This window comes from Neobacillus sedimentimangrovi (assembly GCF_010614825.1).
In the GTDB taxonomy this organism is placed as follows: domain Bacteria; phylum Bacillota; class Bacilli; order Bacillales; family Cytobacillaceae; genus Neobacillus; species Neobacillus thermocopriae.
Window position 1 is genome coordinate 1 of record NZ_JAAFZF010000017.1, and the last position, 18,161, is coordinate 18,161.

Here is an 18,161-nt window from a genome sequence, read left to right on the forward strand (position 1 = left end):
TTACTCTGTATCACCTTCGGCAGAAAGGGCTTTGTTTTGTTGTGCAAACTCACCCAGTGATACCTAGCCTCATATGAAGTTCGTGTTCCTCAGATCGGAAGTTTGCCGCTCGCTTCCTTCAGATTCCGCATCACCACGGACACCCTTGCGTTAAGCTAACTGCTACTTCTGCCTTCGCAGCTCGGGACTTTCACCCTATAGATTACACCCATGCCGGGCGCACACAAAAAAACAGCGGCAAGTTGGATGATACTTGTCGCTGTTTTAATTAAAACACGATTAAAGTTTCCTAAATTTTTTCAATGCTAGTGTGTTCAATATATAAAGGATGAATGTGTATCCAATCAACCCAAGAAGATAACCCCATATTTGAAGGAATCCTCCACCGTAAACCATTACACTCTTAATAGCTTCTACACCATAATAAACTGGCATGAGGTAACACAAATTCCCTAGATGGTATGGAATCAAATCTAATGGAATCAATCCCGAAAAGAATACTTGTGGAATAATCGTAAATGGTATTAGTTGTACTACTTGTAACTCTGAAGTAGAGAACACAGAAATCATCGCACCAAACGAAACGGCAGTAATAGCTAATAATACCATGGCAACTACAATCCAACCTTTATTTCCAATGGAATCTAATTTCAGCACATAAAACGAATAGAAAACAATCAGTATGGCTTGTATAATAGCAAATACTCCATATCCTAACGTATACCCAAGAATAACCTCGCCTCGTTTGATAGGAGTCATCATTAATCTTTCTAACGTACCACCACTTCGTTCCCTAACAAGGGCCATACCTGAAATAATAAATACCAGTAAAAACGCGAATAAACCTAGAAACACATATCCAAGGGAATCAAACGTTGAATTGTCTTGTGCACCATATACATACGACATATTTATCTTTGCTGACGGGTTTAGGGAAGATAAAGCTTTTTGTATTTCAGATATTGCTTTTGCACTTTTTTTAGATGGTTCATACATGATAATATTTACACTGGCATTCTCTGAAATGGTAAAGACGGCATCCACGTCAAGATGATCCTTTAAATATTGCTTTGGATGTTGGAAATCATCATTCGGTACCTCTATTACCTTCAAATCTTGTGCTTTCAACTCTGTAACAAGAGGGGCTGGCATGGTATTTTCATTGATTCCAACTGTCGCTGTATAGTCTGAATCACCAAGCAAAAAGTAAATTAAAGTTAAAGCAAATAGTGGTGCAATGAAAATCATCATAACACTTCGTTTATCATTTAAAGTTTGAAGGATTACACGCTTGGCTAAATGGATCAATTTACACCACCGCCTCTACTCGAAGCCATTAAGAATAGTTCTTCCACTCGACCTGTATTGGTTTTTTTTAGTAATTTTTCAACACTATCGTATTCAATCAAAGAACCATTATAAATGAGAGCCGCTTTATCACACTCTGTTACTTCATCCATAACATGTGTGGAAACAATAATCGTCGTTCCAGATTTTTTAATTTCCTGAAACTGATCCCAAATGGTACGACGCAACACTGGGTCGATGCCTACTGTCGGTTCATCCAAAAATAAAACATCTGGTTGATGTAAAATGGAAGCGGCTAAAGAAAGTCGTTTTTTCATCCCACCAGAAAAATTCCTTACCAATTTCTTTCTATGCTCTGTTAAATCTACTAATTCAAGAACTTCTTCAATGCGCTGATCTAATTTACTTTTACCTAAATGATAAAGTCCTCCAAAAAACCGCAAATTGGATTCTGCCGATAAATCATCATACAAAGCATCATTCTGTGGCATATATCCGATCTTTTTTAATATTTTCAAATTAGGCATTTGAATATTGTTAAGTTGAATGTTTCCTGTATCTGCTGCAATAGCTCCTATCATTAGACGAATCAATGTTGTTTTACCCGAACCGGAAGGTCCAAGCAAACAGCATATTTCTCCGGAAGGAATCGTAAATGTGATATCTTTAATAACTTCCTTTTTTTCAAAGCTTTTGCTAACATTTGAAATTTTAATATCCACCGGATTCTTCCCCCTCTAATTTAGAGTAATAACAACTCATAATAATTTATATATGAATCTACTCTCCCTCAAAAACGGACAACGTGTTGTTTTTATACTTTTTATTCATTATAATAAACCGTAATATATCATTACAATAATCAAAAATGCTGATTGTGTCGGATAACCAACACCATCTTCAAATGTGTTGAATAATGTTTGGGGGAACAATAATGCGTAATGGAAATATGGATATACGTGTCATACGTACAAAAGAAGCGATTAGAAATGCATTGGTGGAATTAATTGAAGAAAAAGGTTTAGATGCCCTTACTGTAAAAGAGATTACTACGAAAGCGAAAATTAACCGAGGAACTTTTTATGTTTATTACCAGGACAAGTATGATTTAGTTAACAAATGTGAGGATGAGTTTTTACAAGAGTTAGCTGATATGATCATAGAAAACTTTTCGAAAACCATGAATGAAAAGAAAACGAATCCTTCGGCAACGATTCCTGTTACCCTTGCTATCTCCATTTTTGAACATATAGACCGAAATAGAAAATTTATGAAAGCTATATTAGGACCAAAAGGAGATTTATCGTTCCATACAAAGATGAAAGAATTCATGTGGAAAACATTATTTGAAAACAACAAATTCATTCAGCAAGAAAATCTCTTAGTTCCTATCGAATACCTCATTTCCTATATTTCGTCTGCACATTTAGGCGTTATACAACAATGGTTGAATAGTGATAAAAATGAATCTCCTCAAGAGATGGCTCATATTTTATACACCATGACTGCTAATGGTCCTTTCTATGCTGCAGGCTTAAAACGTTAATAGATTAGGGGCAGTACTAAATTATGCAAAATGGTCCCAAATTTGGTCTTTGTTCGATTATAAACAAAAAGCAGTGTGATTTCGGTTGAGAAATCCACTGCTTTTATCGTTGTTGATCCGACTTATAAAAACTGAAACCATTTATTACTGAAATACTGGTAATGTTACAACGATCATCAGTAAAAATAATAAAGTGATATAGTTCACAGAATAAAGGAACATGACATGTGCCCATTTTAAATCATTTTTCGTAAAGAGTCCGTAGATGCTCACTACCAGCCAGCCTATGTTCATGATGGTTGCAATGACAACAAAAGTAGTTCCGAGAGAACCAAGATAAAATGGCAATGGTAGCAGGCAAGCGATATAAACAACCATTTGACGTTTAGTCATATCAAAACCATGTACCACTGGAAGCATGGCAACTTTAGCTGCTCGATATTCTTCACATTTCTTCATGGCTACGGCAAACGTATGTGGCATTTGAAAAATAAATAAAATGAGAAACATGATAATCGGAACGATATGAAAACCGGAATCGATCGCTGTCCAACCAATCATTGGCGTAACGGCACCTGAAATACTGCCAATGACCGTGTTAAGTGTATATCGTCGTTTAGACCACATTGTATAGAGAACAACATAGGTTAACCATCCGATAAATGAATAAATGACAGCTTCGAATCTTGTAAAGAACATTAAAATAAACCCTAGCACTGTAAGGATAATCCCTGTCCACAGCACCGCTTTTAAGGAAAAATTCCCTGTTACTGTCGGCCGATGCTTAGTTCGATCCATAACAGTATCAATATCCACATCATACCAGTTATTGATCACAAGAGCCCCTGCTATAATCATGGTGCTCCCGATCATCGTCAGCCAGAAAATGCCCCAGTTGTCAGAAAAGGATGAACCCGTAAAATAGAGGGCTAGCCAAAACCCAGCAAAAACCGGTAGGACATTCGCCACTAACACTTTTCCCTTCAATAGTGCTTTTATATCAAATATCATACTAGCTCGACTACTAGTATGAGATATCGCTACTTTTCCACTGTTCTGCACGGAAGGCACCCCACTTTGATTCATTCAGACCCCCCCTTAAAGATGGTTAAAATCAAACTAAAAGAACAAACTAACTCAACTTAATATTAACATACTTTCCAAAGAAAACCCCTATAGAAAAATTCCCAATAAAAAGGAATAAGGTGGATGTTCACTGTAAGCCAACAGAAGAAATAAAGCCGAGACATCCCCCCGACATTTGATAGGACAAAAGTATTACTTTCCTTACTTACATACTGATCATCAACAGCTGCCTTTAAATCTTATCAGTAGGTTGACTACAATCATTAAAATAGGCAACAACCCCTTCAGGTTTAAGGGAATGTTGCCTCTGTTTTAATGCTGGTGACAGGATTCGAACCTGCGACCCCTTCATTACGAGTGAAGTGCACTACCAGCTGTGCTACACCAGCAAGTATGAACGAACATAGGTATTATAGCACAATTTTTCATAAAATTCCATTTCTGTTTCATGTCTATTTCAGTAATTATTCAAGTTTATTACAGTCACCTCCAACCCACCAAGGTCTAGTATCAGGGTCACTACTCTAATTCAACTAAAAGAACTAAAGCAGCAAACCTGTTAACAATCGAAATAAGGCATACGTCTCAAATTGAAAAAAATATTTCATTGTGAAATTTGAAATGTTACAATTAACAACACAAGAAAATATTGGAAATAAAAAATAAATTTTGTTCATGTGGAGATGTTTACATGAAAAATTTATTCATTGGATTATTTGTCGCTATAATAATTGGGTATCTTTACTTTTCTTTATTAACAGTTCCTGTATCAAGTGGAGTACTATTAGGTTTAATAATATTCTTGGTTTCAATGATCATGTTAGTTATTCTTAAAAGTGAATTATTTAAGTGCATAGCACGTATCATGTCTTTTGCCGGTGCGTTTCTTAGTGTAGGTATCTTTACATTAATTTTATTAGCAATGAGTAATATGTAACCCCAAAAATGACTGACCCAAAAAGTACTTAAAATCGACTTTTTTGGGCTCAGTTTTTTTCATTAGATTAATAATCAAAACAAGGTCATTCAAAACTCACAAGTAAGTTTACAATTTGATTTGTTAGAAAAAGATATCCATTTCACCAAAAATATAGAAAATACAAATGGAACACATCAATTTAAAGGCAAATTGGAAGAAGGAATTTGGAATGTGACTATTCATTGTTTAGTAAATGAAAAAGAGCATATACAGGAGACGGTCGTTTTACCAGTGGGAACAGAAGCCGTAAAAGAATTAGAAAAAGAATCAGCCAAACACAATCACCATCATTAAAGTTCACTCTTTTTGGAGGTATTATGAATAGAGATTATGTATTTATCATAGGAATTGTTTCCATCATTTTATTCATCGTGTTCCTATTTTTCAGTGTTAAAACAAAAAAGGCTTTGTTCTATACATTAAGTATATTGGCCTTAATTTTATGCGTAGGAGTAGGAATAATCTATTATTCTCTCCCACTCCATTCAGCAGCACTACATGTAGAAGAAAAAAATAACGGTGTTTATATTAACTGGAAAAATGATTTCTTAGTAAAACAAGGTAAATATAATATTATAATATCGGAAGGTAAAAACAATACCATCAAACTAAAAAATGTTGATTTGGAAAAGATTAGACAAAAAGAGTTATTTTCAGAGGCTGCTAAAAACGATTATCAAAATTTATACTTATCTTTTTTTGAAAAAAGCGACTACTATGATCAAGATAAAGGATATGAATATTTTATTATTCCTAGTAATTACGAAGGCCTTATTCAAGTAAGTAATACAAATACGAATCTTTACTATATGTATTTATATCCAGAAATGATGGGCCCTACACGACCTTATTGGATTAAAAAACTGAATCGGCTACACTTAACTGGACAAAAAAATTAAGGTCAAGTAGACTAACTACCTAATCTGGGTATACTGCTAACAAGCGTAAGAGATCCCATACCAGCAACTTTACTAGGAGAGGCGGGTATGCTAGCCTGTTTGGCAAGCCAGATGTTTTCATCATCTGGTTTCCTGGCTGGGAAAGCATGCCCGTAGAGGCTCCTTGTCAAAGTTAACAATGACTCCTTTGAAATGGTAGTTGAAGAATCCTCTAAACAAGAGATGACTGTAAACTCTGAGTTAGAAACAGGAGATTTGTCATTTGAATCCGAACTTTACATTAATATTGATACCGGTGAAATGTATGTTACCGAAGAACAAATATCCGAAACTGGAGAAGTGACAAAAACAACATACGACATGTTTTTCACAGAAATCGAAGGTGAAGATTTCATAGCATACTTAATTGATAGAAACTCTGGTGAGCTTTTTGAAATCAATACTATTGATGCCCAGGCTTCAGCTATTCCAGTTCTTGGTTTAATAATAAAACAAGGTGCGAAATGGGCTATTACAAAGTATGGAAAGAAAGCATTGATTAGTGCCTTTGGAAAATACGCATTGAGTAATGCAATTAAAAACGTTGCTAAATTCACAGTAAAGAATAAGCACTTAAAAGGTGATAAAAGAAATTATGCTAAATTTAACACAAGTAGCCAATCTACTGCTAGAGGATGGGTTAAAGAAGCATTACAAAAAGCGAAAGTTTCTAGTTTTGATATAAATGATAGTGATAAGTTATCATTTAGATTGGATGTCAACTTAGGAAAAAAAGTTGGAACAAAAGGTGAAACAAAAATAAGAATAGTGATAGGATATGATGGTAAAATATGGGCAGCATTTCCAGTAAAATAACTTTTGAATACAAATTTGTAAGTGATAAAGGAATTATTTCGAATAGAGATAAAAGTGATGTTCCTACCATATTAGCTGTAGAAGCTACACTTACAATAAAAATCAATAATGAATTATACTTTGAAACAGAACTTGCTATTTTAGAATTCTATAAAGCATTGTACAAATGGAAAGAGAAAATTACAGAGGATAAAATACCAGAATTCCATTATTATACTATTGAATATGCAGATTATGAAGATGGTGCTATTCTGTCTTTAATTCCATTTTCCAATAAGGCAAGAGTGAAGTCGATTTGGGCAGAACAAGATTTATATAATGTTTTTGAGTTAGACTATATAGCAAGGGAATTTATTCAATTAGAGGCGAACTTAAAGCGGGATATAGAAAATTATTTTGGAATTAACTTAAAAAAATTTATAAAACATATCCCCTCGATGAATGGCCCTTTTCAGGAAGATTTATAGCATTAAAAAGAGAGACTTGTAGAAAAAAGTCTCTCTTTCTATTATATTAATCTCCTACATAACATAAATTAACGCTCCTCCACCGCTTACCTCATTCACTTCCACTACCTGTTTATTATATTATGTTTCTGCATTTTTTAGATTTTCATCATCCGAATAGGTTTCAACAAGTTTTTTAAAGTTAAAATTTCTTCCTTTAACCAACTTTGTCGCATTGTCCCCTTATACCTTTTCCAATTCTTCAATATTTGTTTATTAAGAAATTAACGTACCATAGAAAAGGTAAAATAAAAAAGAGCTACCAATAAAGTGGTAGCATATTCCATTAATATTCAAAAGTCTTCAAAAACCTTAATAATCAACTTTCTTACCTCTTTATTTCCCCCACCAAATCCAGCATACAATTGGACTTTATACGGTGCTAATTCTTCTCCATTTGCTATCATCTCTTCAATAGCCCATTTAATTTTTCGTATACTGAAACTATCAATGTCCTCTTTTGTATCCTGCATATAACGGTTTGTGTATATTAACTTTTCATTATTAAACCAAGATCCAACCCCAAGTACTCTTCTTATATTAGAAGGACAAACTCTGATTGGTTTTCCATTTCTATTCAAAATAGCATTAACAGCATTCCTAGCCATCTTTAAACATTCCTTATCCCTCTGTTTCCAATCTATTGTTTCAGATTTTTTCCTCTTTTGCATTCTAGGTGTGACCTTTTCATACCATTCCCCATCATGTCTGTAAATCCATGTATGCAATCCTTTTCCCTTTTCCTTTAATTGACTTCTATTTGCATCAGGATTCTCCTTAATAAGTTGCAACCATTCTAATCTCCGTGATTCAATATCGAAACTAGGAGAGTGTTCGTTAAAAACATGAACCTTCCCCTTAATATCATCACTTAAAAAGAGTTCATCCACCTCAACTCCAAGAAATTGCATAAAAAGCAAATGTCTCAAAGGACTTCTGTTTTTCCCATTGTTCCTTACAAACAGTCGAAGCCAATTTGAAGGTTTCTCAGGATCAATTGTACTTTGCATCATTTTCAAATATTGCTCTGGAAAATGTTCCAAAAACTGTTCTTGAATTTCTAGTATATACAAATCAACAAAGGATTGAATGTATTGTGGAAACAATGATGAATAATATTTAATGATCCTCCCAAACAAATCCTCCACTAAAGCCCTTTTACTAACTATTCCAGTCATCCTTTGATAACGTGCAATGACAGAATATAGCAATTCATTCTCATAAATTTGCGGGAGAAAGTTTATCATCTCACACCCCCCTGATTAATCCAAAACGACATATTATCAATGAACTCATTATCAAGAAGAACATCGTACGGTGTTTTCCCTTCTTCTTGACCTTTTTTTAATAAAAATCGTAAGTCGTCCTCTCTTGCCTCATTTTTTCATTTTAAAACTATCTGCGAAACGCACTCCACGTGCGTTGTCATCGGAAACATGTCCACTGGCTGGACTTCAATGGTTTTGTAACCACCATCTTCCAAAATTCTTAAATCCCGGGCCAATGTAGCCGGGTTGCAGCTAACATACACTACCTTTTTCGGTTTCATATCAATAATGGTCTGCAGTAACGATGCATCACAGCCTTTGCGTGGAGGATCCACAACTAAAACATCAGCTGTGTTTCCTTCTTTATACCATTTTGGAATGACAACTTCAGCTTCACCAACAGCAAACTCCACGTTTGTCATACCATTTAATGCGGCATTTTTCCTTGCATCTTCAATTGCTTCTTTTACGACTTCTACCCCAAAAACTTTTCGCGCCTTTTGTGCTAAAAATAAGGAAATAGTTCCAATACCGCAATAGGCATCAATCACGTTCTCCTCTCCGCTTAAATCCGCATACTCAAGGGCCTTTTCATAAAGCACCTTTGTCTGCACTGGATTTACTTGATAAAAAGACAAAGCAGAGATCGCAAATTTCACATCTCCAATATAGTCATAGATGACATCATTGCCCCACAACACCTTCGTCTTTTCTCCTAAAATCACATTGGTCCGCTTTGCATTCACATTATGTACAATCGATTTCACCTTCGGCAAACGAGCAACTATTTCCTTTACTAGCCTGTTTTTATTTGGAATATCCTCCGTTCTTGTGATTAGAACTACCATCAACTCACCCGTTTGTTTCCCATACCTAGCCATGATATGACGAAGTACACCTTTATGCGCCACTTCATTGTAAGCAGGAATACCAAGCTGTCTGCAAATCTCCTTAACCACCTGAATGGCTTCATTCACTTCCGGCAGCTGAATGACACTTTCATCCGTATCAACAATTTCATGACTTCTAGGTTTAAAAAATCCAGCAATCAATTTTCCGTCTTTCTCACCCACAGGAACCTGTGCTTTGTTTCGGTAATACAATGGCTCTTCCATTCCTAAAATGGGATGAATGACCACATCTTCCAGCTTCCCAATTCGACTAAGCACCTGACGTACTTGGTTTTCTTTGTACTTAAGCTGTCCTTCATAATTGAGGTGCTCAAGTTGACAGCCTCCGTATTTATGCTTTTCATCGCAGGGGATATCAACACGATATGGACTTCTTTCATATAGCTCGATCAATCGACCAACCCCATAACTCTTTCCTGTCTTAATCACCTTTACCTTCGCTTTTTCGCTAGGCAACCCGTTCGACACGAAGATTGGATACCCCTCATACTTTGCTACCCCCATCCCATCATGGGTTAAATCCGTAAATTCGACATCTATATAATCATTTTTATTTACCGGCAATGTTCTGCTCATACACTTCTTCCTTTACTCCATTTTGCTAGCAAGATTGTATCATAAAGCGGTAATGATTGCGAAAACACCTTACTTCTAAAAAATTTGTCAGATCATTTTTCTTTTCAAATATAAATATAATGTATATGATAAATACAATCAGTTGGAAAGGAGTGAATCAAGATGAAGATGACTAAAAGCTTCTCCATCGCCTTACTCCTTGCCTTCTTAGCCTTTACTTTCTTACACAATACAAAGGCACCAAAACACCAGCATTTTGAAAGCAAAGCCGTCATCCTTATAGGCGACTGGGTGTGGAAAGAGCAGCCTGACGATGAAAAGAAACAGCCCTTCATTTTGACATTCCTTCGTGTACTACCTCTTAACTTTTTAGAGGCAGGGATTATACTTGGTTACTTTGCTGTTTGTTTCATCCGAAATGATTCTTTTCTTATCCCGGTTTTTCATCAATCCAATTATGTGATCTTTCCTCTCCAAAAATAAAACAAAAAATTGTAAGGGAGGAAATCAATAATGTGGATTCGCTATTTAATGATTGCCTTTTTTTCACTTTCAGCGGCGAGTATTCTTACCTATCAAGGGATTGAGATTTTCCAAGCATTCATGGATTATTTTAAGCAAAAATAACCTTAATCTACGAACAAGAGCGCAAAGCCAAATGCTTTGCGCTCTTTTAAAAGCTTATTCTTTCATTGCTGAAACTTTCTCTTTCACTTCTTCAATATTTTTCATCTTGTTATCCCAACATTTTTGACTAAGGTCAACAGGATAAAATTCCGGATTCATCGTCCGTTTATATTCGTCCCAAAGGGCATCCAAATTTTCCTTCAAATAATTCCGAGACTCTTCCAAAGTAGGAATCTCATATACCAGTTTTCCATTATTAAAAATATCAACATGGAGCTCTTTGGCAGTAAAGTTTGTTACTATTTTATTTAAGTAAGTATGGGTAGGGTGGAACATTCTTAAGCGTTTTTCAGGAAGGATTTCATCCTCTAACGCAATATAATCTCCCTCTGCATGGTGGTTTTTATTATTAATGATCCGATAAACTTTCTTTAACCCAGGAGTCGTTACTTTTTCCGGATTAGAGGAAATTTTAATCGTATCCTCTAACTCACCTTTTTCATTTTCAATGGCAACTATTTTGTAAACAGCCCCTAAGGCAGCTTGGTCATAAGCCGTAATCAGTTTCGTTCCGATACCCCAGCTATCAATTTTGGCACCTTGGGCCTTCAGGTTAATTATGGTATATTCATCTAAATCACTGGAAGCAAATATTTTTGCCTCCTTAAAACCAGCCTCATCCAACATTTTTCGTGCCTCTTTGGATAAGTAAGCTAAGTCACCACTATCTAGCCGGATGCCAACAAAATTAATATTGTCTCCCATCTCTTTCGCTACTTTAATGGCGTTAGGAACCCCTAGACGGAGTGTATCATATGTATCTACGAGGAAAACACAGTCTTTATGAGTTTCTGCATATTTGCGAAAAGCTTCGTATTCATCTTTATAGGCTTGAACCATTGCATGGGCATGAGTACCAGCGACTGGAATCCCAAAAATTTTGCCTGCTCTTACATTACTAGTCGCTTCAAAACCTGCGAGATACGCCGCACGTGTTCCCCAAATAGCTGCATCCATTTCTTGGGCCCGTCTTGTCCCAAATTCCATGGCCACTTCATCCCCAACCACATGCTTAATGCGAGCTGCTTTCGTGGCTATTAATGTTTGATAATTCACAATGTTAAGCAAAGCAGTCTCAATCAGTTGTGCTTCAGCTAAAGGAGCATCGACACGCAATATAGGTTCATTGGCGAAAACAATCTCGCCTTCTTTCATCGCACGGATGTTTCCTGTAAAGCGCAAATCTCTAAGATAATTTAAAAAATCGTCCTCATATCCGACTTCATTTTTCAAATATTTTATATCTTCCTCAGTGAACCGAAAGTTTTGAATGAATTGGATGACTTTTTCCAAACCGGCAAATACAGCATAACCATTACCAAACGGCAGCTTCCGAAAAAATAATTCAAACACCGCCCGTTTATTATGGATGCCATCTCTCCAATATGTCTCTGTCATATTAATCTGGTAAAGATCTGTATGCAGAGTAAAACTATCATCTTGATATATGTGTTTCATCATTATCCTCCATCGGCACTAATACAGCTTTCCCCCATTATACCCCAAATAATCATTAAAACCTACCCTTTAACCACTTTTTAACGAAATGCCCTATTTTATTCCTTTATAGAGGAGAAAGCGAAAACACCCTGATTAGAGACGGATGGCATGGGTTTCTCCAACTCAGATAAAGGAAAAACAAAGAGACGATGGCAATTTGATGCGTAGGGAAAGAAATGACTACTCACCGCTAAGGCACTTGTGCTGAAACCGAATAACTTTCTTTTCTTAAAAAAAAATTCGCTCCTTTTAAAGAAGCGAACTTTTAAACTTAACTGTATCTTTTTCCAGGTTCCCAATCCGTCGGACGATCATTTGGACGGATATCATCCAACGACACAAATACTTCTAAGTGACGATACAAGTTCTCAAACTCTGCCGGAAGCAGACCGCCAAATTCACCATCTAAATTTAACTGCACTTTTTCCACGGAATGGACTTTTATCCTGTTGGCTTTTGTATAAATCACATTAGGATCATTGACATGTTCCCCTCGTACAGCTAAAGTGGCAATCCTAATAAACTCAGCTAGATTTACTTTCTTTAAAATCAACAAGGAGAATAAACCATCATTAATCGACGCGTCTGGCGCCAATTTTTCAAATCCACCAATGGAATTGGTCAGACCAACAAGGAACATCATAGCTTCCCCTTCGAACAACTTTCCATCATATTCGATACGAAGATCTGATGCTTTAATGGAAGGAAGCATTTCCATCCCTTTTAAATAATAAGCCAACTGACCAAGCATTGTTTTTAACTTGCTAGGCACTTCATATGTAAGCTCCGTAATTCTGCCACCGCCGGCAATATTAATAAAATATTTATCATTGATGCGACCAATATCAACAGGAATTAATTCTCCTCTTGTAATGATATCCACAGCAGCATTTATATCCCTTGGTATTTGCAGAGCACGAGCAAAGTCATTAGTTGTTCCTGCCGGAATAATTCCAAGTTTTGGACGATATTCCTGCTCAGCGAGGCCATTTACAACTTCATTAATCGTTCCATCCCCACCAGCAGCAATGACGACATCGTACTTCCGTTCCACAGCAATCCGTGCAGCTAACGTCGCATCACCAGCGCCCGTTGTTGCATGACAAGATGCCTCATATCCAGCCTTCTCTAATTTTTCCAAAATATCTGGAAGGTGGCGCCGAATTAATTCACGCCCAGAGGTAGGATTGTAAATCAATCTTGCTCTTTTCATCATCATCATCCTATTATCAATATCTAATATCCATATTTCTTCTATATTCTACCAACTCAAATAATACGTTACAAATAGAGAGACATATTTTTCGGAGAACATCCCTATATTATAATACAACTGTTTACGTTTTTTGCAAAAAATTAGCGCGGTACCTACCACCGCTACCAATACCTGTTTGCTTTTTTCACTATATTAAATATTTTGTTCAATTCCAAGTTTTTCATCCAAGATGTTTTTTGCTCTCCCTCTTCTAATCTAACATGGAGCATACAGAGATTTCCAACTTGCAGCTACTTACTTATGATAGAATAGAAGAAAATCATTATTAAAGGACGGATGCTAATGTTCTGGCTGCTGCTTATTGCTTCTTATTTGATTGGAAGCTTTCCAACTGCATTACTAGTTGGCAAGCTTATTTTTGGAGTCGATATCCGGGATCACGGCAGCAAAAATCCAGGGGCGACCAATACCTTAAGAGTTTTTGGGAAGAAATCCGCGATCTTCGTCCTTTTGGTCGACCTAGGAAAAGGGGCATTAGCAGCGTTTCTTCCTCTCTATTTTCAATTAGATGCCGAACCATTGTATTTTGGACTGGCGGCAGTTATCGGCCACTGCTTTCCTATTTTTGCACGTTTTAGAGGTGGCAAGGCCATTGCTACAACAGCAGGAGCTCTTTTAGTGGCAAACATTCCTTTATTCATCATTGCTTACGTCTCATTTTTCCTCGTTATTTACTTGACGAAGTACGTCTTTTTCGGTTCTATTTCCGTTGGTCTTAGTATGGTCATTTATGATTTCTTTTCGGAAAAACTAGAATTTGAGATAGTCTTTCTTTTATTCTTTTTCTTATTAATTTTTCTCCATCGCTCCAATATCCGAAATTTCATCCTTGGTGTAGAGCCAAAAATCAATGATAAAAATTTAATCAATGATCGTATACCACCTAAGAATGGCGGAATAAAGATGTAAAAAATGACCCTGGGCAAATATTGCCTTGGGCCATTTTTTTTGGCTATTATAATGGCAGTGCAAAAAAATACCTTGATTTCACATTATTTATTATATCGCGAAGATTTTATTCTATTTAAAAAAAACAATAAATTGCCAGTAGAAAAAAGATTATCATATTTGTTAGAATATTTATGCACCAAAATTATTATTCTAAATATTTTCAAAAAAGAACAAAGGGGGAACATTATGTCTAACGAAACTTTACAGCTAATTTCAATTGGAATCTATTTAGTAGGTATGCTTTTAATTGGTTGGTATGCATATAGAAAAACAAGCAACTTGACTGACTATATGCTTGGCGGTCGTTCTTTGGGACCTGCTGTAACCGCTTTAAGTGCTGGGGCTGCTGATATGAGCGGCTGGTTACTAATGGGATTACCTGGCGGTATTTATGTAACCGGTTTAGCAGATGCCTGGATTGCCATTGGATTAACGATTGGTGCATATTTAAACTGGTTATTAGTTGCTCCGCGTTTGCGCACTTATACCCAGGTTGCCAATGATTCGATTACAATTCCAAGCTATCTTGAAAACCGATTTAAAGACCAAACAAAACTTCTTCGAATTGTATCAGGAATTGTTATCCTTATTTTCTTTACATTCTATGTTTCATCGGGAATTGTTTCCGGAGCCGTCTTTTTTGAGAGCTCCTTTGGTACAAGCTACCTTACAGGGCTATTAATCGTTGGAGGCGTTACAATTGCCTACACCTTATTTGGCGGATTCTTGGCGGTAAGTTATACCGACTTTATCCAAGGATTAATGATGTTGATAGCCCTTCTTCTCGTTCCTGCACTTGGAATTTTTGCTATAGGCGGTCCAGCTGAAACGTTTGATACGATTCGTGCGGTTGACCCAACGCTGCTTGACTTCTTTAAAGGGACAACGGTTTTGGGTATTATTTCGGCAATGGCTTGGGGCCTTGGCTATTTTGGTCAGCCACATATTATTGTTCGCTTTATGGCGATTACAACAGTTAAAGAAACAAAAAGCGCTCGCCGCATCGGTATGGGCTGGATGATTTTCTCTTTAATTGGTACTATTTTAACTGGATTTATCGGTATCGCTTATTTCAAGCAAAATCCACAAGTTGTTTTGGAGAATCCAGAGGCTGTCTTTATTGAATTAAGCCAAATTCTATTCCATCCACTTTTCGCTGGATTTGCTTTAGCTGCGATTCTCGCAGCAATCATGAGTACAATTTCCTCACAGCTAATTGTAACCTCTAGTGCGTTAGTTGAGGATTTATACAAAGTTGTCATGAACAAAAATGCTTCAGACAAACATCTTGTTTTCTTAGGGAGAATGGCGGTCCTAACTGTTGCTGTTGTAGCCTCCCTGCTTGCATTAGATCCAAATAGTACGATCTTAGATCTTGTAGCCTATGCATGGGCAGGCTTTGGTGCAGCATTCGGCCCGGTTATCATTCTAAGCTTATTCTGGAGAAAGATGACAAACTGGGGCGCACTTTTTGGAATGATTGTCGGAGCCATTACAGTTATTGTTTGGAAAAATGTTGGCCTTGGCGAAACTCTTTATGAAATCGTTCCAGGATTTGCCCTTAACCTTATCGTTTCATACATTGTCAGCTTAGCTACTTATAAGAAAAACGAAGAGATTGAAAAAGATTTTGATGAAAGTGTCCGCTTGTTAAAACAAGGATAAAAAAGTACAAGCGACCTAGTCAGCGCCTAATACCAATAGCGGTCCAAATGGAAGCTGGAGGCGATTCAATATAGACTTCTCGTTGCGAGGAGAGTAAAAGGGTCATAGCTCTTAGGCGCTTGTCCTAACATCTCTATCATTCTCATATATTAAAATGCCTGGATTGAATCCAGGCATTTTTTTCATTCATAAAAGTAATTATTCGGTTGAACATCTTTCAATTTTACTCATCAAACGTTTGATTAAATCTAGAAAAATAATTATTAATCAAACGATTAATTAAATCTATAAAAGCCTTTTCTTTATCTAATCAATCGTTTGATGAACTGATTCCTTAATGAAACAGATTTTTACCTTAGCAAAGGGACCTTCTTCTCTTTTAACCCAGATTACTGTATACCTACATGGAATAATGTCGAATCTCAACAATTTCCCCCTATTTCGACAAAATGTTTGATATTTCCTGATTAACCAATCGTTTGAATAAAACAGTCAAAAATATTAATCTAATAGGTTTTTTTCCCGGGAAATCACATGAAGGATGTCGAAGATTAATTCGACATTTTTCATTAAAAATGGGGCTGTCCGGAAAGTGGTATTTCAGCTTAAATCTTTATAAAAGCCAAACCCAAGAATGCTGTTAAATCAACATTCTTGGGTTTTTAATTTGGGTTCATTTTTCTCTTAAATGGACTTTTTAGACAGCCCCTATCTTAATTAACGTTTCTGCAACTCTTGATTTAAAAGTTTGTTAACCATTTGTGGATTGGCTTGACCCTTTGTCGCCTTCATAACTTGTCCAACAAGGAAGCCTGTTGCTTTCGCCTTGCCACCTTTGAAATCTTCAATAGATTTCGGGTTGTTATCAAGGACTTCATTGATAATCTTTAATAAGGTACCTTCATCAGATATTTGCACAAGTCCCTTTTCTTTCACTATTTGCTCAGCATTACCGCCGTTTTCAATTAACTCTTTAAAAACGGTCTTGGCAATTTTAGAAGAAATGGTGCCATTTTCAATCAGTTTAATCATGCCAGCAAGTCCTTCAGGTGTTAAAGCCACTTCATGCAACTCTTTTCCTTCTGCATTCAAGTAACCGGAAACTTCTCCCATGATCCAGTTAGATGCCTGCTTCGGATCGGCACCAGCTTTCACTGTTGCTTCAAAGAAATCTGCCGTTTCTTTTACAACCGTCAGAACCTTTGCATCATACACTGGCAACCCTAGCTCTTCAATATAGCGTTTTTGGCGTTCATCTGGAAGCTCTGGAATTTCTGCACGAACCCTCTCTTTCCACTCTTCATCAATGTATAATTCGAGCAGATCTGGTTCTGGGAAGTATCGGTAATCATCAGAGCCTTCCTTTACACGCATTAGTATCGTTGTTCCTGTTGCTTCATCAAAACGGCGTGTCTCTTGTTCAATTTTACCACCTGCAGATACAATTTCCCGCTGCCGCTTTTCTTCATATTCCAGCCCTTTGCGAACAAAGTTGAAAGAGTTCAAGTTTTTTAATTCGGTTTTCGTACCAAATTCTTTTTGTCCGACAGGGCGAATCGAAATATTGGCATCACAGCGAAGTGAGCCCTCTTCCATTTTACAATCAGAAACCCCAGTATACTGAATAATGGACTTTAATTTTTCCAAATAGGCATAAGCTTCATTTGGAGTTCGAATGTCCGGCTCAGAAACAATTTCAATTAGCGGCGTTCCCTGACGGTTAATATCCACTAATGAATACCCTTTTTCATGATTCAGCTTACCAGCATCTTCTTCTAAATGAATCCTTGTAATTCCAATTCTTTTCTTATAACCATCCACTTCAATTTCAATCCAACCATTCTGGCCAATCGGTTGGTCAAATTGTGAAATTTGATATGCCTTTGGATTATCCGGGTAAAAATAATTCTTCCGGTCAAACTTGGTATAAGTGGCAATCTCGCAATTCAATGCCATCGCTGCCTTCATCCCGAATTCCACTGCCTTTTTATTCAGAACCGGAAGTACTCCCGGATAGCCTAGATCAATGACACTAGTATTCGTATTTGGTTCGGCACCAAAGTGATTTGGGCTATCTGAAAAGATTTTTGATTCAGTTTTTAACTCCACATGGACCTCAAGTCCAATCACTGTTTCAAATTCCATATT

The 18,161-nt window shown here is 36.6% G+C and carries 16 protein-coding genes, 1 tRNA gene and 1 pseudogene; 9 read left to right on the forward strand and 9 right to left on the reverse strand.

The window, feature by feature from the left end; translation table 11 throughout:
• Window positions 1–279 precede the first annotated feature (279 nt).
• A complete protein-coding gene (locus GZA11_RS07820; RefSeq protein ID WP_163183401.1) occupies window positions 280–1,308 on the reverse strand; it encodes an ABC transporter permease in 1,029 nt (342 codons plus the stop codon).
• On the reverse strand, window positions 1,305–2,030 hold the full coding sequence (locus tag GZA11_RS07825) for an ABC transporter ATP-binding protein (RefSeq protein WP_163183402.1): 726 nt from the start codon (window positions 2,028–2,030) through the stop codon (window positions 1,305–1,307). The genes GZA11_RS07820 and GZA11_RS07825 overlap by 4 nt, the downstream gene beginning before the upstream one ends.
• Window positions 2,031–2,242: 212 nt before the next feature.
• On the opposite strand from GZA11_RS07825, the gene GZA11_RS07830 reads away from it, so the two are divergent.
• Window positions 2,243–2,854 (forward strand): TetR/AcrR family transcriptional regulator, encoded by a 612-nt coding sequence (locus tag GZA11_RS07830; RefSeq protein ID WP_163183403.1) that lies wholly within the window; start codon window positions 2,243–2,245, stop codon window positions 2,852–2,854.
• Window positions 2,855–2,998: 144 nt separating this feature from the next.
• Here GZA11_RS07830 and cyoE read toward each other — a convergent pair whose 3' ends face one another.
• Entirely contained in the window at window positions 2,999–3,940 is a 942-nt protein-coding gene (gene cyoE / locus GZA11_RS07835; RefSeq protein WP_163183404.1) for a heme o synthase, read from the reverse strand.
• Between the two features lie 316 nt (window positions 3,941–4,256).
• A tRNA-Thr gene (locus GZA11_RS07840) sits at window positions 4,257–4,329 on the reverse strand.
• A gap of 302 nt (window positions 4,330–4,631) precedes the next feature.
• Between GZA11_RS07840 and GZA11_RS07845 the strand changes: the two genes are divergently transcribed.
• The 5 genes and pseudogenes from GZA11_RS07845 (at window position 4,632) to GZA11_RS07860 (ending at window position 7,140) form a co-directional block, all read left to right on the forward strand.
• Window positions 4,632–4,877: a hypothetical protein gene (locus GZA11_RS07845; protein WP_038538935.1), complete on the forward strand. Its 246-nt coding sequence runs from the start codon at window positions 4,632–4,634 to the stop codon at window positions 4,875–4,877.
• Window positions 4,878–4,997: 120 nt separating this feature from the next.
• Window positions 4,998–5,213 carry a hypothetical protein gene (locus tag GZA11_RS16470; protein ID WP_038538933.1) on the forward strand — a complete coding sequence of 72 codons (216 nt, stop codon included), beginning with the start codon at window positions 4,998–5,000 and terminating at the stop codon, window positions 5,211–5,213.
• Window positions 5,214–5,236: 23 nt separating this feature from the next.
• Window positions 5,237–5,818, forward strand: coding sequence for a hypothetical protein (locus GZA11_RS07850; RefSeq protein ID WP_163183405.1), 582 nt, complete (start codon window positions 5,237–5,239; stop codon window positions 5,816–5,818).
• 186 nt (window positions 5,819–6,004) lie between these two features.
• A pseudogene (locus tag GZA11_RS07855) lies at window positions 6,005–6,673 on the forward strand (SAR2788 family putative toxin); the annotation flags it as partial.
• Window positions 6,649–7,140 carry a DUF7878 domain-containing protein gene (locus tag GZA11_RS07860; RefSeq protein ID WP_038538929.1) on the forward strand — a complete coding sequence of 164 codons (492 nt, stop codon included), beginning with the start codon at window positions 6,649–6,651 and terminating at the stop codon, window positions 7,138–7,140. The pseudogene GZA11_RS07855 and the gene GZA11_RS07860, both read left to right, overlap by 25 nt.
• A 332-nt stretch (window positions 7,141–7,472) precedes the next feature.
• Here GZA11_RS07860 and GZA11_RS07865 read toward each other — a convergent pair whose 3' ends face one another.
• Window positions 7,473–8,426, reverse strand: a complete 954-nt coding sequence (locus tag GZA11_RS07865) for a TnsD family Tn7-like transposition protein (protein ID WP_163183407.1) — start codon at window positions 8,424–8,426, stop codon at window positions 7,473–7,475.
• A 137-nt stretch (window positions 8,427–8,563) separates the two neighbouring features.
• A complete protein-coding gene (rlmD, locus tag GZA11_RS07870) occupies window positions 8,564–9,934 on the reverse strand; it encodes a 23S rRNA (uracil(1939)-C(5))-methyltransferase RlmD (protein WP_163183408.1) in 1,371 nt (456 codons plus the stop codon).
• A 162-nt stretch (window positions 9,935–10,096) separates the two neighbouring features.
• Here rlmD and GZA11_RS07875 point away from each other — a divergent pair, with 162 nt between their 5' ends.
• On the forward strand, window positions 10,097–10,417 hold the full coding sequence (locus tag GZA11_RS07875; RefSeq protein ID WP_038538919.1) for a hypothetical protein: 321 nt from the start codon (window positions 10,097–10,099) through the stop codon (window positions 10,415–10,417).
• Between the two features lie 198 nt (window positions 10,418–10,615).
• Here GZA11_RS07875 and GZA11_RS07880 read toward each other — a convergent pair whose 3' ends face one another.
• Window positions 10,616–12,079 (reverse strand): nicotinate phosphoribosyltransferase, encoded by a 1,464-nt coding sequence (locus tag GZA11_RS07880; RefSeq protein WP_038538917.1) that lies wholly within the window; start codon window positions 12,077–12,079, stop codon window positions 10,616–10,618.
• A gap of 313 nt (window positions 12,080–12,392) precedes the next feature.
• Window positions 12,393–13,334, reverse strand: a complete 942-nt coding sequence (locus GZA11_RS07885) for a diacylglycerol kinase (RefSeq protein WP_038538915.1) — start codon at window positions 13,332–13,334, stop codon at window positions 12,393–12,395.
• Window positions 13,335–13,679: 345 nt separating this feature from the next.
• Here GZA11_RS07885 and plsY point away from each other — a divergent pair, with 345 nt between their 5' ends.
• Together plsY and putP are read left to right on the forward strand one after the other, a co-directional pair.
• Entirely contained in the window at window positions 13,680–14,306 is a 627-nt protein-coding gene (plsY, locus tag GZA11_RS07890; RefSeq protein WP_163183409.1) for a glycerol-3-phosphate 1-O-acyltransferase PlsY, read from the forward strand.
• Between the two features lie 228 nt (window positions 14,307–14,534).
• Entirely contained in the window at window positions 14,535–16,013 is a 1,479-nt protein-coding gene (putP, locus tag GZA11_RS07895; RefSeq protein ID WP_163183410.1) for a sodium/proline symporter PutP, read from the forward strand.
• A 717-nt stretch (window positions 16,014–16,730) separates the two neighbouring features.
• Here the strand turns inward: putP and gatB are convergent.
• Entirely contained in the window at window positions 16,731–18,158 is a 1,428-nt protein-coding gene (gatB, locus tag GZA11_RS07900; RefSeq protein ID WP_038538909.1) for an Asp-tRNA(Asn)/Glu-tRNA(Gln) amidotransferase subunit GatB, read from the reverse strand.
• Window positions 18,159–18,161 lie beyond the last annotated feature (3 nt).

Excerpts from the sequence above, each read along its gene's own strand:
- GZA11_RS07830 (WP_163183403.1), top strand. The coding sequence starts at position 2,243 with ATGCGTAATGGAAATATGGATATACGTGTCATACGTACAAAAGAAGCG.
- cyoE (WP_163183404.1), bottom strand. The coding sequence starts at position 3,940 with ATGAATCAAAGTGGGGTGCCTTCCGTGCAGAACAGTGGAAAAGTAGCG.
- GZA11_RS07845 (WP_038538935.1), top strand. The coding sequence starts at position 4,632 with ATGAAAAATTTATTCATTGGATTATTTGTCGCTATAATAATTGGGTAT.
- GZA11_RS07850 (WP_163183405.1), top strand. The coding sequence starts at position 5,237 with ATGAATAGAGATTATGTATTTATCATAGGAATTGTTTCCATCATTTTA.
- GZA11_RS07860 (WP_038538929.1), top strand. The coding sequence starts at position 6,649 with ATGGGCAGCATTTCCAGTAAAATAACTTTTGAATACAAATTTGTAAGT.
- GZA11_RS07865 (WP_163183407.1), bottom strand. The coding sequence starts at position 8,426 with ATGATAAACTTTCTCCCGCAAATTTATGAGAATGAATTGCTATATTCT.
- rlmD (WP_163183408.1), bottom strand. The coding sequence starts at position 9,934 with ATGAGCAGAACATTGCCGGTAAATAAAAATGATTATATAGATGTCGAA.
- GZA11_RS07875 (WP_038538919.1), top strand. The coding sequence starts at position 10,097 with ATGAAGATGACTAAAAGCTTCTCCATCGCCTTACTCCTTGCCTTCTTA.
- GZA11_RS07880 (WP_038538917.1), bottom strand. The coding sequence starts at position 12,079 with ATGAAACACATATATCAAGATGATAGTTTTACTCTGCATACAGATCTT.
- GZA11_RS07885 (WP_038538915.1), bottom strand. The coding sequence starts at position 13,334 with ATGAAAAGAGCAAGATTGATTTACAATCCTACCTCTGGGCGTGAATTA.
- plsY (WP_163183409.1), top strand. The coding sequence starts at position 13,680 with ATGTTCTGGCTGCTGCTTATTGCTTCTTATTTGATTGGAAGCTTTCCA.
- putP (WP_163183410.1), top strand. The coding sequence starts at position 14,535 with ATGTCTAACGAAACTTTACAGCTAATTTCAATTGGAATCTATTTAGTA.
- gatB (WP_038538909.1), bottom strand. The coding sequence starts at position 18,158 with ATGGAATTTGAAACAGTGATTGGACTTGAGGTCCATGTGGAGTTAAAA.